Source organism: Streptomyces sp. NBRC 109706 (assembly GCF_000974485.1).
GTDB lineage: Bacteria > Actinomycetota > Actinomycetes > Streptomycetales > Streptomycetaceae > Streptomyces.
In genome coordinates this window covers 150,794-165,125 of record NZ_BBOM01000004.1, presented here as the reverse complement: position 1 = coordinate 165,125, position 14,332 = coordinate 150,794, and the positions used below count along the sequence as shown (strand labels likewise).

Genomic DNA, 14,332 nt, shown 5'->3' with positions numbered 1-14,332 from the left:
GTCCCTCCGGCACCTGGGTGACCGGCCGCCTCTCCCGTCAAACGGGGGTGTCCCGTTTGCCCCTCGATGTACGGGGCACTCGGGGGATTTGACGGCCGGGGCGGCCGGGCGCCGCCGAGGCCGGGTCGTGCACGCCGTCGAGGGGAGCGTTCGCATATGAGTACGCCCAGGCCGGGGACCGAGCCGGATCCGATTCCGCCCAAGCCCACGCCGCCGCCGCATCCGCCGGGGCCAGGCGGGCCGAGGCCGGGGCCGCAGCCGGGCCCGGTGCCCGTGCCGCCGCCCGATCCCGAGCCGCCGGCGCCGCCCGGGCCGGACCGTCCCGGGCCGCGCCCCGAACCACAGCCGGCGCCCCCGCGCCCGCCGCCGCCGATGTGATCGGCGGGCGGCGGGCGCGGGGGCGCGCGGCGGTACGGGGAGGACGTCAGTTGGGCTGGTTGGCGTGGGTCAGCGTGCCCCAGGCGACGAAGAGCCAGTTGCTGCCCTGGGGGCGGGTGCTCTCGGTGTACGCCTGGGTGTTGGTCATGGCGTGGCCGAGGCGGTTGCCCATCGCGTTGAAGCCGACCTCGGTCACCGGGCCGAGGCCGCGCTGGACGCTGCCGCCGCAGAGCCAGCCGGGCGGCTGCTGCCGCTCGTAGGTGGCCTGCAGCCCCAGGCCGTGGCGCAGCCGCTCACCGATATGGCCGGTGTAGAGGTCCTGGCCCTGGATGCGGCTGGTCTCGGCGACATGGGCGATGGACGCCAGACCGTAGCCGGTGTGGGTGAAGTCGCGGCAGGTCTCCTGGGTCACCCCGTTGACGAAGGTGTTCTGGCCGTGCCAGTAGTTGATGATCTGCTGCGGGGTGTTCAGCCCGCTGCCGGGCACGGTGCGCGGCAGGTCGCCGTCGGACTCCAGATAGATGAAGGCCGGCACGCGGTTCATGAAGCGGCCCATGGCCTGGTCGTAGGCGCCCGGGTCGTCGAGGAAGACGGCGATGCCGACGGCCGCCTCCATCATGGTCAGCTCCCAGTTGCCGTTGCTGTTGGAGCCGCCGATGATCTTCGGCAGATAGACGTTCCGCAGCATGTTGCCGAAGGCGCCGGCGCCCGGCCAGTCGCCGTAGGTGTGCTTGATGAGTTCGGCGGCGCGCGCCCAGGAGGCGCCGGCCCAGCCGGTCTGCAGCGGGGCGTTGCTGTTGGTGTGGTCCTGGATGACCCCGGACCAGGCGTCCATCAGCTGGATCGCCTTGCGCGCGTACTGGGCGTCCTGGGTGATGTACCAGGCCAGCGCGTTGGTGTACGCCGCGATGGCGTCCTCACGCTCGTCGGTGCACCCGTGGTTGGGGTTGGAGTACGAGCCGCACTCGACGATGGCGCGCGGCCTGGGGGTGCGCGACTGGTCGGCGAACGGGGAGGCCATCATCTGGTTGAACGCGTTGGCCCAGGGCTGTTCGCCCGCCTGGACCCGGGCGCGGACGAAGTCCAGTTGGGGCCGGCTGACCAGCACCCCGGGGTGGGTGAAGCTGGCGGGCGCGAACTGGTGCACATCGTCGGCCGTGGCCGTCGAGCCGGCCTCGGCGCGGTCGGCCTCGGCCGCGTTGCCGGTGGAGACCTGGAGCAGGCCCACCAGCAACGCGGACACCAGGGCGAACACGCCGAGTAGCCATCTTCTGTGGACGGTTGACGGGGCGGAGGACGCGGGTCTGTTGAACATGGGGGGCCTCTCTCAGGCAACAACGGACCGGATACGCGGCGTTCGACAGCCCTCGACGTTCACACTCGACGTTCATATGGGTGAACGATGAGCGTCCATTTGAACATTGGGCTGGCTGCTGAAGTTAGGTCTGGACCATTGGGGTGTCAAGAGACTCCCCCAGGTTCCGGAACCGGCCCCGTCCGCCCGCCCGTTGGGCTATCTGAAGCCGGCCACCGCATGCGGCACATAGGGCTCGTTCAGCCGCTCGATCTCCTCCTCGGTGAGGGTCAGCTCCACCGCGCCGACCGCGTCCTCGATATGCCGGGCCGCCGTCGCGCCCACGATGGGCGCGGTCACCCGGGGATCGGCCAGCAGCCAGGCCAGCGCGATCCGGGCCGGCGCCACCCCGCGTTCGGCGGCGACGGCCGCCACCCGCTCCACCACCACCCGGTCCTCGGGCCGGTAGAGCGTGGCGCCGAACTCGTCGGTGGCCGAACGCGCCGTCGACTCGTCCCAGTCCCTGGTCAGCCGCCCCCGCGCCAGCGGGCTCCACGGGATCACCCCGACGCCCTGGTCGGCGCAGAGCGGCAGCATCTCCCGCTCCTCCTCGCGGTAGATCAGGTTGTAGTGGTTCTGCATCGAGACAAAGCGCGTCCAGCCGTTGCGCTCGGCGACGAACAGCGCCTTGGCGAACTGCCAGGCGTGCATGGACGAGGCGCCGATATAGCGCGCCTTGCCCGCCTTCACCACATCGTGCAGCGCCTCCAGGGTCTCCTCGATCGGCGTATGGGGATCGAGGCGGTGGATCTGGTAGAGGTCCACATAGTCGGTGCCGAGCCGGCGCAGGCTGTTGTCGATCTCGCTGAGGATCGCCTTGCGCGACAGACCGCCGCCGTTGGGCCCGGGCCGCATCCGGCCGTGCACCTTGGTCGCGATCACCACATCCTCCCGGCGCGCGAAGTCCGCCAGCGCCCGCCCGGTGATCTCCTCGCTGGTGCCGTCGCTGTACACATTGGCCGTGTCGAAGAACGTGATCCCGGCCTCAAGGGCCTGCCGGATCAGCGGCCGGCTCCGTTCCTCGTCCAACGACCAGGGGTGCGCGCCGCGTTCGGGCACGCCGAAGCTCATGCACCCCAGACAGATCGCCGAGACCTCAAGCCCGGTCGCTCCCAGTCGTGTGTACCTCACTCGTACCTCCAGCTGTCAGGCGAACCCCCCGGAACGCCGCGATGGTAGCCAGCCGGTGTGACACGCGGATGGACGCGGGAGCGGCCCGTTCGGTCCCGTGCGTCGGCACCGGACCGAACGGGCCCTCGGCTCAGTGGAGTTGGGCCAGCTCGTCGAGCACCCCGGTCAGCGCGGGGAACCAGGTGTCGGCCATCTTGCGGATGCCGGAGTCGCCCGGGTGCACCCCGTCATAGGTGTCGGTCCCGGTGTCGAAGCCGGTCCACAGGTCGACGACGGTGATCGGCGACTCGGCGCTGTCGAGGCCGGCCGCCCAGCCCGGGATGGCGGCGTTCAGCTCCACCACCCGGGCACCGCAGTCGGAGCAGCCCTGCGGGTCCATCGGCAGGATCTGCGCGACCAGCACCCGGACGTCCGGGTTGGCGTCCCGCATCTGGCCGACCAGGGTGGTGTAGGCGTCCAGCAGGGTCTCGGTGGACAGGCCGCTCCACACGTCGTTGGTGCCCAGCGTCATCATCACCACGTCCGGGTCGCTGGTCGCCAGCCAGCCGGGCAGCAGATTGTCCCGGACGATGCCGGTGGCCAGGATGCCGCCGTGGCCCTCGTGTTCGCCGTCGTAGGGGAAGCCGCAGCCGTCGGGGGTGCGGGAGCCGACGAAGTCGACATCGGTGTAGCCGGCGGCCTGCATGTCCTGCCAGAGCAGGGCGCGCCAACAGCCGGGCGATCCGGTGATGGAGTCACCGAGCGCCATGATCCGCACCGGTTCGGCGGCGGGCTCGGCGGTCGGCTCGGCCGCGCGGACCGTGGGCGCGGTCAGGCCGAGCAACACGGCACAGACCAGGGCCAGCAGTCCGGAGAGGGTCAGGGCCCGGCGGGCGGGCAGGGGAAAACGGACAGATCCATCCATGAGGGGCTGCTCCAGGGTAGGGCGGAGTAACCTCCGGACGCGCGGCCCATCCCGTGGAACCGCACACAGCCCCCTCCGGTGGCCCGTCCATTCTCCGCCGCCCCCGACCTTCCCTCAACGGGACGAACTCCCCGAAACCCGACGCCCGTTGACGCCGTTCCCGGTACCGCCCGACGCGGTGCGGCGGCGCGCTGGCAACCTTTGCCCCGTGTCGGGCGTTCCTCCCGGTGGAGACGCGTGTGGTTCGCAGGCAGGTCGGAGGCAGACGGGGTGTGCGGTGACTGACAAGGGGACCGAGACACGGCGCGAGGACGAGCCGCCGGCCTGGCGGGTGCTGATGGGGTATGTCCGGCCGCACCGCTGGACGCTGCTCGCCGGGGCGCTGCTCTCCCTGGTGACCAGCGCCACCGGTCTTGCGCTCCCGCTGGTCGCCCGTGGCCTGATCGAGAACCTCACGGCGGACAGGGCCATCTCGGGCGCCCTGCTCTGGCTGACGCTGCTGGTGATCGGCAACGCGGCGGTCGGCGCGCTCGGCTCCTATGTGCTGCACCGCACCGCCGAGTCCGTGGTGCTCACCGCCCGCCGCTCGTTGACCTCCTATCTGCTGCGGCTGCGGGTCTCGGCGGTGGACGCCAGCGAGCCGGGCGATCTGCTCTCCCGCGCCACCTCGGACACCACCCTGCTGCGGGCGATGACCACCCAGTCGCTGATCGGCCTCGGCACCGGCGGGCTGACGCTGGTGGCCACGCTGGTGCTGATGGGCGTCGTCGACCTGGTGCTGCTCGGGGTGACGGTGGGGGTGATCGCGGTCGCCGCCGTGGTGATCGGGGTGATCTCGCCGCTGATCCACCGGGCCAGCAAACGCGCCCAGAAGTCGGTCGGCGACATGGGCGCCAGCCTGGAGCGGGTGCTCGGCGCGCTGCGCACCGTGAAGGCCGCCGGCGCCGAACGGCGCGAGGAACGCACGGTGCACGCGGCGGCCGAGCGCTCCTGGGAGGCCAGCGTCGAGTCCGCCAAATGGTCGGCTGTCGCCGGCAATGTCGTGGGCCTGGCCATGCAGGGCGCGTTTATCACCGTGCTGGCCGTCGGGGGCGCGCGGGTGGCAACGGGCGCCATCGAGATCGGCACCCTGGTGGCCTTTCTGCTCTATGTGTTCTATCTGATGGCGCCGCTGCAGAACGTGGTGCAGGCGGTCACCCAGTACCAGGTGGGGTCGGCCGCGATCAGCCGGATGCGGGAGGTCTGGCGGATGCCGGCCGAGCCGGAGGCGTTGTCCGACGAGCCGGCGCGGTCCCCGTCCGACGAGCCGGCCGCGCTGGCCTTCGAGGGGGTCCGCTTCCGCTACGCGCCCGAGCTGCCGCTGGTGCACCACGGCGTCGACTTCGAGGTCCCGGCGCGCGGGATGACGGCCTTCGTCGGCCCTTCGGGCGCCGGCAAGACCACGGTCTTCTCACTGATCGAGCGGTTCTACGACGTCAGCGACGGCGGCCGGATCATGGTCGACGGGCGGGACATCCTGGAGTGGGACCTCGCCGAACTCCGCGCCGCCATCGGCTATGTGGAGCAGGACGCGCCGGTGCTCTCCGGCACCCTCCGCGACAACCTCCTCTTCGGCGCGCCCGAGGTCTCGCCGGCCGGGCTGGACGAGACGCTGCGCACCACCAGGCTGCGGAACCTGGTCGAGCGGCTGCCGGAGGGCCTGGACACGGTGGTCGGTCACCGTGGCACCAAGCTCTCCGGCGGCGAACGTCAACGCGTCGCCATCGCCCGCGCGTTGCTGCGCCGCCCGCGCCTGCTGCTGTTGGACGAGGCCACCTCGCAGCTGGACGCGGTGAACGAGGCGGCGCTGCGCGACACCGTCGCCGATATCGCCCGCCGCACCACCGTGCTGGTGGTGGCGCACCGCCTCTCCACGGTGACCTCGGCCGACCGGATCGTGGTGATGGAGGCCGGCCGCGTCCGCGCCGTCGGCACCCACACCGAGCTGGTGGCGGCCAACCCCCTCTACGCCGAGCTGGCCGCGACGCAGTTCCTCACCGAGCACGACGCGGCCGAGGCGGCGAGGTAACGGGCGCGGTCGGCGCTCCTCGTCGGGGTGGGGGGTGCGGCCCTCGGCCGGCGGTCGGGGTCACCGCCGAGCCATCCAGCTGACGACCACCCCGTTGTCGAAGGACCTCCGCTCGGTGACGGTGAAGAGGGTGGGCCCGAACTTCCCGTCGAAGGCGGGGATGCCGTCGCCGGCGACCACCGGGTAGCTCTTGATGATCAGTTCGTCGATCTCGGGCAGCAGCTCGCCGGCGAGCCGACCGCCGCCGCAGAGCCAGATGTCCTGCCCCTCCTCCCGCTTGAGGTCCCTGACCAGGCCCAGCGGATCGTCCTCGACCACGGTCACCGCCGGGTCCTGGTCGGGCGTCATGGTGCGGGAGACCACATACTGCCGCAGGTGGGCATAGGGGTTGGCGCCGCCGACGCGGTAGGTGGCGCCGCCCATCAGCACCGTGTCGAAACGCCGGTTGGGCGTCCCGGCCAGGCCAAGGGCCTCCCGGCCGAAGGACGGAATGGTGTCCGGCAGCCGCTCCACCATCCATCCCTGGTACGCCGCCAGCTGCTCCCCCTCGCCCTGCGGGAAGAAGTCGAACTCGTCGGCGGGGCCGGCGATGCGGCCGTCGATGGTGACCGCGATGTAGTAGACAAGCTTTCGCATGGATGACCCCTGCTCGTAGTACTCTGCTTGAAGTGCTTTGAAGATAGTACTACGAATGGAGTGGTGTCAATGGTGCGCAGAAACGACCAGCGTCGATCCGAACTGCTGGACGCCGCGATCGAGGTGCTGGCCCAGGAGGGCGCGCGCGGGCTGACCTTCCGCGCGGTGGACAAGGAGGCGGGCGTACCGGCCGGCACCGCCTCCAACTACTTCGCCAACCGGGACCAGTTGCTCACCCAGTCCGGCAGCCGGGTCTACGAACGGCTGGTCCCGGACGAGGCCACCGTCGCGGCACAGGAGCCGATCGCGCCGAGCAGCGAGAAGTTCCACGGGCTGATGACGGACCTGATCGGCCGGCTCACCTCGTTCCGCAGCGGCTATCTGGCGCTGCTGGAACTCCGCCTGGAGAGCACCAGGCGCCCCGAACTGCGTGCGGTGCTCACCGAACGGGTGCGCGCCGACATCGCCTATAACGTCGCCCACCACGAGCAGTCGGGGCTCCCCGGGGACGCCACCTCGGTGAAGCTGCTGATCCTCGCCCTCAACTGGCTGATCGTCGAACAGCTCACGCTGCCCGAGGTGTTCGACGAGGAGGAACGGCGACACCTCGTCTCGGAGGCGGTGCGGCGCATCGTCGGGGAGTGACGCCGAGGCGTTCAGGCCACCCGTGCGGTGGCAAGGCCCGCCAGGACGGCGTCCACCGTGCCGGCCGGGTCCAGGGCCGAGGTGTCCAGCCACAGGCCGATCCTCGGCGTGCGCTCCCGCAGCCAGCCGTCCAGCGCGGCCACCGTCCAACCGCCGGCCTCGGCATAGGCCGTCTTGGCGCGGGCCGCCTCCCGGTCGGCGACCGCGTCGGGGGACGGCGCCAGCACCACCACATACAGCGGCCGGGTACGCACCAGGCCGACCAGATACGGCAGTTCGTCGCCGAGCACCACGTCCTGCAGCACGGCGGTCAGCCCCGCCTCGGCGTAGCCGTCGGCGACGGCGGCCGACAGCCGGTGGCGCAGGCGGAGTTGGGCGACGGCCTCGGGCCCCGCCGTGGGGTCCGGGTCCACCCGGCCGGAGACGATCATGCGACGGAAGGTGTCCCCCCGCACATGCGCCGCCGCCGGCAGCCGCTCCGCCAACGCCTGCGCCACCGTCGACTTCCCGGCGGCCATCACCCCGGCGATCACCACCACCGCGCCGTGCAACGCGGGGACGCCGCGCTCGTTCTCACCCATGCGCCGCATCCTGCCGGACGGCATCAGGCCGTGGCACGCCAATTCGGCAGCAGCTCGTCCAGCAGGGCCTCCGTCCCGGCGGGCAACGGGGTCGCGGGGCCGAAGAGTTGGGCATGGTGGGCGGTCAGCCAGCGGACGGCGCCCGTCAGCCAGTCGGGACGGCCGGTGGCATGGGCCGCGCGCAGCAGCTCGTTCCAGAGCCGTTCGTCGGTCGGCGCGGCGGCCAGCGCGGAGCGGACGGCGGCATAGGCGGCCTCGCCCTCGTCGGCGGCGCGGTGCTCGGCGGCCAGGGTGAGGGCGATCTCCGCGACCAGCAGCGGGTACTGGGCGTCGACGATCTCGTGTTCGAGCCAGCCGAAGCCGCCGCCCTCCCGCCGCCCGGCGAGCAACGGGCCACCGGCCAGGGACAGCGCGTCACGCAGCTTGCGCATCCGGTCCGCCGGACCGCCCGTCTGGGTGGGGTCCTCGCTGACCAGCACCTGGTGGTGCAGGGTGCGCAGCACATCCCAGTCGGAGAGCACATCGGCGGAGAGCGTCAGCCGCCCGTCCCCGCCGGCCGAAAGGCGCGGGGTGCCGCTCCGGTCGGCGCCCAGCCAGGCGGCGAGCCGGTCGATCAACGCGTCGCGCAGATCGTCGGTGACGCCGCGCGGCCACAGCGCGGAACCCAGCACCCGGCGGTGCACGCCCTCCCGGTGCAGCGACAGCAGCGCCAGCGCCTCCCGGAGACGGTCGGCGCGCTCGGCGTCCGGCTCGTCGAGGCCGGTGACTTCGAGGCCGCCGAGCAGCGACACATAGACGCCGGGGCGGCCCCGGGTCAGATCGACGGTATGGCCGGCGACCGGCTCGGCCGGCGCCGTGGTGAGATCGCTGAACAGCTCGACCACGGCGGCCCGTTGGGCGGCGGGCAGCAGCTGGGCGCGGAGCGTGAGCCCCATCTCGGGCTCGGTCAGCAGGCCGTCCGGGCTGATCGCGAACTCCCAGGCGACGCCCGGCAGTTCCGCGTGCTCGGTGGCCAGCAGATAGCCGATGCCCAGCGGCGCCGAGATCGAGGCGAGCCCCGCAAGCCGCTCCGCCTGGTCCTGGCTCGGCGGCGCGCCGACCAACACCAGGTGCGGCGCCCACTGTTGCTGACGAGCGGGCCCTGTGCGCCCGCTGAGCAGCGACTCGTGGCCTGCGTGCCGCAGCGCGCCGCGCCGCAGCCCGGTCTCCGTCTCCATCACCTCCAACAGGCCGGCGATATCGTCGAGATGCCGCACCCGGGTGGGGGCAAGGGCCGCCAGCTCGGCGCCGAAGCCGACCAGGGTGACGGTCATCCGGTCCGACCAGCCGCTGGTGGCCAGCTCGGCGGCGATGGAGGCGAGCACCGCCTCCCGGTCGCCCGGCGCGCCCTGGACGGCGACGATGCCGGGCACCGCCTCCAGGTTGAGCAGCAGCCGCAGCTCCTCCCGCATCCCGAGGCTGACCAGCCCCGGGTAGGGGGCCTCCGCCTCCGGCTCGGCACCGTCGGGCCGTTCGGGCAGTTGGCCGCGCTCCAGCGTCCAGTACGTGCGGTCCTGACCCTGGCTCCAGGGCGCGGGCGGGCGGCCGACCGGGCCCGACAGCTGGAGATGCAGCTCCTGGGAGCCGAGCCAGGCCGCGTAGACGGCGGGCAGCACCCGGCCCTCCTCGGCGAGCGCCGCCGACAGCAGCCGCAACGCCCGGTCCAGGAACGCGACCTGATCGGGCGCCGCGCCGACCAGCAGGGCGTCCCTGGCGTCGGTGGCGCGCGGGGTCGGCGGGGCGAGGCCGTCGCCGACGCCCCGGCCGAGCACGCCCGCGGCGCTCTGCCAGAGCGCCATGCGGCGCCCCCGGCCCAGCGCCACCAGCAGCCCGGCGGCCAGCAGCGGGGCGGCCACCAGCGCGTCGGGCAGTCCGGGCTCCTCGCCGCCGGGGGCGGCCGGTTCGGCCTCGGCCGGGGGTGGCGGCGCCGGCTGCTCGCCGGGCGTCGTCGGCTGTTCGGTGCCCTTGCCGCCGGCGCCGGCCTGCCGGTCCTCGGGGCCGACCCGTTCGGCCGGCTCCTCGGCGTCGACGAGGGCATCGGCGGCCGGCGGCGCGCCCGTTCGTTCGTACCGCTCGAACTCGGCGACCTCCTCGGAGGTCAACTCCTCGGCCTCGTCGGGGAGTTCGACCAGCTCGCCGCCCTGGGCGTCGGCCGGCATCTGGAGGATCCAGCCGGGCCTGATCAGGCTGGCCTCGGTCAGCCGGGAGCCGTCCGGCTGGAGACGGTCCTTGTTGAGCTGGAAGATCTCCTTGTAGCGCAGGCCGTCACCCAGATGGCGTTCGGCGACGCCCCAGAGGGTGTCGTGGTGGCGGCCCTCGGGCGGCTGGATGCGGTAGTAGAGCGCCTGGTCCGCCTCCGATTCGGCCGCCTCGACGGTGCGCGCGTCCTCGGCGGGCGCGGGCGCCTCGTTCACCTTGGGGGTGTCGGCGATGCCGGCGGAGAGCACCACCGTCTGACCGCCGCCCGGCACCAGCGCGGCCTCCGCCACCACCCGGCCCTGGCCCGGCGAGTCCGTCGGCTGCCCCAACTGGCTGAGCCCGGGCGTCAGCGAGGCCGCCGCCGAGGTCAACAGCAGCACAGCGCCGACGAGTTGGCGGGCCAGCAGCTGGCTGGGCCCCGCGCCCGGCACCCGGCGGGGCAGGCCGACCCCGGAGACCGCCGCCCGCACCTCGACCAGCACACAGGCGGTGAACTGCGCCCAGGCCACCCAGACCAGCACCGCGAGCACCGCGACAAAGGTGTCGGCGGAGATCTCCTCGGTCAGCATGTCCCAGCTGGGCGCGGTGCGCGGCAGCGGCCAGCCGACCAGGCTTGCCAGCGCCAACGGCACACCCGCCACCAGGGCGAGCAGCGCCACGATGGCGACACAGGCGAGCAGCACATCGCGCGGACCGCGCCGCCCCCGGACCGGGACGGGCGTCCGGTTCCCCGGGACGGGCGGTGGAGTGCGGGCCATGGCGGATGCTCCCGTGGGTCGGATGGCGAACTCGGTTGGTGAGGGGCGCCGGTTGGTCGACGTCAGCCGACCTGGGCCTCGGCCGTGGCCTCGCCCCAGACGGTCAGCGGTTGGTCGTAGACAAAGCCGATGAACACCGGCCGGTAGGTGAGTCTGATTCGCACGGTGACCTGGTTGACCCCGGTCTCCGTGCACTCCGAGGCGGCGATGTCGGCCGGCTCCATGCCGACCGAGACGGCGTACTCGGCGATCCGGTTGGCGCAGTTGCCGAAGTTGATCGGCGCCGGCGAGACCCCGTCCCGCAGCGCCGCCTCGTCCAGGTCCTGCGCGGCGTAACGGGCGGCCTGTTCGGCGATGTCGGCGGCCCGTTCGCGCTGCGCGATGGAGAGGCCGCCGTCCACCACGAAGGCGGCCAGCGCCAGCACCACCAGGGCGGAGAAGATCACCACCAGCGCGCCGGAGCCGCGCTCGCGTTCACGTTCATGTTCACGTTCACGTCGGGTGGCGCCGCTCATCCGGACCTCCGGTAGGGGTCGATGGGCGAGCTGGAGAGGCCGGAGATGGTGGACGTCACGCCGACGCCGAGCATGTCCAGGCCCCGCACCCGGCAGCTGACCTCGACGCCGAAGAGCGTGCCCGGCTCATGGCCGCCGTCGGTGGTGCGGCGCACCGTGACGGAGCCGCTGACACAGATGTCGTCCAACTGCCCCTCGGCGACCCGGGTGGCGGCGCCCATCGCCGCCGTGGTGGACCGCTCCAACGAGCCGGCCCTGGCGGCATCCCGCGCGGCGCCGTTGACGGCATTGCGCCCCGACACCAGCTGACCGAAAGCGACCAGCACCAGAATGAACGCGATCATCAGCGGGGCGAGCAGGACCACTTCAAGCGAGGACATGCCCCGATCCCGCCCGTTCCCGTTCCCGTTCCTGTTCCCGTTCGGCGAACGGGCGCCCGTCCGGCGCGGCACACCGACCATGGCGCGCTCAGCCCTCGTCCGGGACAAAGCGCTCGACAGGACCCTCCGAGGCGGCCGTCACCGTCAGGTTCATCCCCGGCACGATGGACGGCACCCGCCCGCTGACCTCGACCCTGACGGTGAACTCGGCAGGCTGGCTGGCCTCCACATCCGGCGGCGACTCGAAGAGCCCGGGGCCCAACTGCCGTATGTAGTCGTACGCCTTGGCCTCCGCCGAGTCGGCCCAGCCCGAGGGGTCGGCCTCCGCCTCCGCCCGCGCCGTGCGCGCGCCGGCCTGGGCGGCGGCCTTGGCCACATGCTCGGCGAACGAGTACAGCGCGAACTGCACCGCGCCGAAGATCATGAAGAACATCACCGGCGTGAGGACCACGAACTCGATCGCCGACGTGCCCCGGTCCCCGCCGGCGCGCAGCACGGAGCCGCCCCGGTCGGCCCCCTGGCCCAGCCGGCGGCGGAGGAACGACCCCAGCGACCCCAACGCCCGCACGGTCAGCAGTTGGCGTAGTTCTGGGCGCCCTCGATGCAGTCGCCCACGCTCTCGGCGCGATCGTCCAGCGCGTTCATGATCACGGCCGCCACGCCGGCGACGATCCCGACCACCACGGCCGCGATGATCACCCACTCGATGGCCGAGGCCCCTCGGTCCAACTCGCCCGACCTGGCACGCGCCAGCCTGGTCCGGAGAAAGGTCAACAGAAAGTCGGTCGCCGGATGGCGCACCATGGCTCTACCTCCACGCTTCGTCGCCCGACCGTCACGCCTGGAAGACGCGCATCCCGGCCGGGAAAATCAGAAAGATCAGAAAACCCATACAGAGCACCAGCTGGGCGATCAACATCGACTGGGACTTCTCCCCCGCGCTCCCCTCGATATCGGCGAGTTCCCGGTGCCGCATCGTCTCAGCCCGCGCTGACAACGACGCCCGCACCTTCGCGCCGTCGTCCGCGACCAGCGCCAACGACGTGGACAGATCCTTCAGTTCCTCGATACCCAGCTCGTCGCCCAGCCGCCCCAGCGCCTGCCACTGGGTGAGCCCGGTGATCCGCGCGTCGGCCAACGCCGACTGGATGCGCCGCAGCGCCCAACCGTCGCTGACCTCGGCCGCCGCCTTCAGCGCCTCGGGGAGGCCACGGCCGCCGGCCAGGCTCATCGCCACCAGATCCAGATAGGCGGCCACCACCCGACGGAAGTCCCGCCGCTTCGCCTTGGCGTCCCGCCGCACCTCCAGATCCGGCAGGAAGAAGAAACCGGCCGCGAACGCCAGCGCCAGCCACACCGGGATGAACGGGCTGCTGCCGAAGCCCAGCACCATGCCCATGGAGAAGACGAACGGGCCGAAGAAGAGACCCAGCGCGGCCAGCACCACCTTGTTCGCCAGAAAGCCCTCCCAGGTGCGGTCCAGCAGCGCCAGATCGGCCCGCAACGACCGCTGCTCCCAGCCCCGTTGCCGGTACAGCTCGGCGAGCCGGTCGCCGATCCCGGCCTGCAGCTCGGTGAACCGGCCGCGCGCCGAACCCTGGTCCGCGCCGGCCGACGAGCCGCCGGCCGTCGACACCGAGGGCGGCGGATAGCCGCCGATCCCGCCGCGCGCCCGCAGCTCGTCGATCCGCGCCACCGTCGACACCGGGCCGCGCCTGGCCGGGACGAACGCCCTGACCAGCGCGTAGACGCCGAGCCCGAAGACCGCGCCCACCACCACCGCCCAGGTCACCGTCGAGTTCATCGGGCCGCTCCCCCGTCCCGCCGGCCGGCCGCCGGCTCGCGCGGACGCAGCGCCGAGGCCGGCTCGGCCCGGGCCAGAAACCGCTCCGGCGTCTCGATCGTGGACAGCCGCCGCATCCACCAGAAGCCGAGGCCGAACAGACCGCAGACCACGGCCAACACGGCCTGCCCCAGCGGATCACCGAACGGCTCGACAAAGCTCGGGTTGAAAACGGCAAGCCCCAGCGGGAACGCCACGCTCACCCCGACCACGATCTGCACGCTGCGCCGGGTGGACGCGCGCTGCGCCATCACCCGCTGCCGCATGTCCACCTCCTCACGCGCCGACCTGGCCAGCGCGCCCAACACCTCCCGCAGCCCGGGGCCGCGCAGCCGCGCGTTCAGAATCAGCGACGCGATGATCACATCGGCCGATGAGTCGTCCAGCTCGTCGGCGAACTCCTGGAGCGCGTCCGGCAGCGGCGTCCGCGCCCGCAACCGGTCCACCAGGTTGTTCAACGGGCCGCGCAGCGCCGGCGCGGCGGCCCGCGCCGACGAGGGGATGGCCTGCTCAAGACCGACGGCGCCGGCGATGGTGTCGCGCAGCGACTCCGTCCAACTGGCCAGCGCCTCCACCCGGCGCATCGCCGCCCGCTCCTCGGCCGCGCCGCCGAACAGCTGGTTCCAGCTGAACGCCAACAGCGCCGTGGCCAGCGCGGCGATCGGCCAGCGGGTCAGCAGCAGCACCACCAGCGCGATGCCGAGGGCCAGCGTCCCGCGCCGGCCGAAGAACGTCGCCAGCTCGGACAACCGCCGCTGGCGCGCCGCGACCTCCTCCGGCGTCCGGGGCGGCCGCCCGCGCAGCGCCACCACCAGCAGCCCGAGCCCCCCGCCCACCGCGACGCCGCAGGCCAGGGCCAGCAGCGTGGTCAGCGAGAACAACCCGCCGGATATCGTCACGC

General features: G+C 72.7%; 14 protein-coding genes. 2 read left to right on the top strand and 12 right to left on the bottom strand.

Features of this window, described 5'->3' with window-relative positions; translation table 11 throughout:
- Positions 1 to 424: 424 nt before the first annotated feature.
- The 3 genes from AOM46_RS00715 to AOM46_RS00705 all read right to left on the bottom strand — a co-directional run bounded on the left by AOM46_RS00715 (position 425) and on the right by AOM46_RS00705 (position 3,767).
- Positions 425 to 1,693 carry an alginate lyase family protein gene (locus AOM46_RS00715; protein ID WP_062204025.1) on the bottom strand — a complete coding sequence of 423 codons (1,269 nt, stop codon included), beginning with the start codon at positions 1,691 to 1,693 and terminating at the stop codon, positions 425 to 427.
- A gap of 198 nt (positions 1,694 to 1,891) precedes the next feature.
- Positions 1,892 to 2,863, bottom strand: coding sequence for an aldo/keto reductase (locus AOM46_RS00710; protein WP_062204022.1), 972 nt, complete (start codon positions 2,861 to 2,863; stop codon positions 1,892 to 1,894).
- Between the two features lie 130 nt (positions 2,864 to 2,993).
- The gene (locus AOM46_RS00705) at positions 2,994 to 3,767 is read right to left on the bottom strand and encodes an SGNH/GDSL hydrolase family protein (protein ID WP_062204020.1); all 774 of its coding nucleotides are present in this window, start codon (positions 3,765 to 3,767) and stop codon (positions 2,994 to 2,996) included.
- Between the two features lie 337 nt (positions 3,768 to 4,104).
- Here AOM46_RS00705 and AOM46_RS00700 point away from each other — a divergent pair, with 337 nt between their 5' ends.
- Positions 4,105 to 5,835: an ABC transporter ATP-binding protein gene (locus AOM46_RS00700; RefSeq protein ID WP_062206186.1), complete on the top strand. Its 1,731-nt coding sequence runs from the start codon at positions 4,105 to 4,107 to the stop codon at positions 5,833 to 5,835.
- A gap of 60 nt (positions 5,836 to 5,895) precedes the next feature.
- Here AOM46_RS00700 and AOM46_RS00695 read toward each other — a convergent pair whose 3' ends face one another.
- Positions 5,896 to 6,471: a dihydrofolate reductase family protein gene (locus AOM46_RS00695; RefSeq protein ID WP_062204017.1), complete on the bottom strand. Its 576-nt coding sequence runs from the start codon at positions 6,469 to 6,471 to the stop codon at positions 5,896 to 5,898.
- Positions 6,472 to 6,540: 69 nt separating this feature from the next.
- Here AOM46_RS00695 and AOM46_RS00690 point away from each other — a divergent pair, with 69 nt between their 5' ends.
- Entirely contained in the window at positions 6,541 to 7,116 is a 576-nt protein-coding gene (locus AOM46_RS00690; RefSeq protein ID WP_062204014.1) for a TetR/AcrR family transcriptional regulator, read from the top strand.
- Positions 7,117 to 7,127: 11 nt separating this feature from the next.
- On the opposite strand, the gene AOM46_RS00685 is transcribed toward AOM46_RS00690, so the two are convergent.
- From AOM46_RS00685 to AOM46_RS00650, 8 genes are all read right to left on the bottom strand, one after another.
- Positions 7,128 to 7,697 carry an AAA family ATPase gene (locus AOM46_RS00685; RefSeq protein WP_062204011.1) on the bottom strand — a complete coding sequence of 190 codons (570 nt, stop codon included), beginning with the start codon at positions 7,695 to 7,697 and terminating at the stop codon, positions 7,128 to 7,130.
- Positions 7,698 to 7,720: 23 nt separating this feature from the next.
- Positions 7,721 to 10,693, bottom strand: a complete 2,973-nt coding sequence (locus tag AOM46_RS00680) for a BTAD domain-containing putative transcriptional regulator (protein ID WP_062204007.1) — start codon at positions 10,691 to 10,693, stop codon at positions 7,721 to 7,723.
- A gap of 62 nt (positions 10,694 to 10,755) precedes the next feature.
- Complete coding sequence (locus tag AOM46_RS00675; RefSeq protein ID WP_062204003.1) at positions 10,756 to 11,208, bottom strand: pilus assembly protein TadG-related protein; 453 nt, start codon at positions 11,206 to 11,208, stop codon at positions 10,756 to 10,758.
- On the bottom strand, positions 11,205 to 11,588 hold the full coding sequence (locus AOM46_RS00670; RefSeq protein ID WP_234313575.1) for a TadE/TadG family type IV pilus assembly protein: 384 nt from the start codon (positions 11,586 to 11,588) through the stop codon (positions 11,205 to 11,207). The genes AOM46_RS00675 and AOM46_RS00670 overlap by 4 nt, the downstream gene beginning before the upstream one ends.
- An 88-nt stretch (positions 11,589 to 11,676) precedes the next feature.
- Positions 11,677 to 12,147: a TadE family protein gene (locus AOM46_RS00665; protein WP_370592613.1), complete on the bottom strand. Its 471-nt coding sequence runs from the start codon at positions 12,145 to 12,147 to the stop codon at positions 11,677 to 11,679.
- 11 nt (positions 12,148 to 12,158) lie between these two features.
- On the bottom strand, positions 12,159 to 12,392 hold the full coding sequence (locus AOM46_RS00660) for a hypothetical protein (RefSeq protein WP_062203993.1): 234 nt from the start codon (positions 12,390 to 12,392) through the stop codon (positions 12,159 to 12,161).
- A 31-nt stretch (positions 12,393 to 12,423) separates the two neighbouring features.
- Positions 12,424 to 13,392: a type II secretion system F family protein gene (locus AOM46_RS00655; protein ID WP_062203991.1), complete on the bottom strand. Its 969-nt coding sequence runs from the start codon at positions 13,390 to 13,392 to the stop codon at positions 12,424 to 12,426.
- Positions 13,389 to 14,324 (bottom strand): type II secretion system F family protein, encoded by a 936-nt coding sequence (locus AOM46_RS00650; RefSeq protein WP_234313630.1) that lies wholly within the window; start codon positions 14,322 to 14,324, stop codon positions 13,389 to 13,391. The genes AOM46_RS00655 and AOM46_RS00650 overlap by 4 nt, the downstream gene beginning before the upstream one ends.
- Between the last annotated feature and the right edge of the window lie 8 nt (positions 14,325 to 14,332).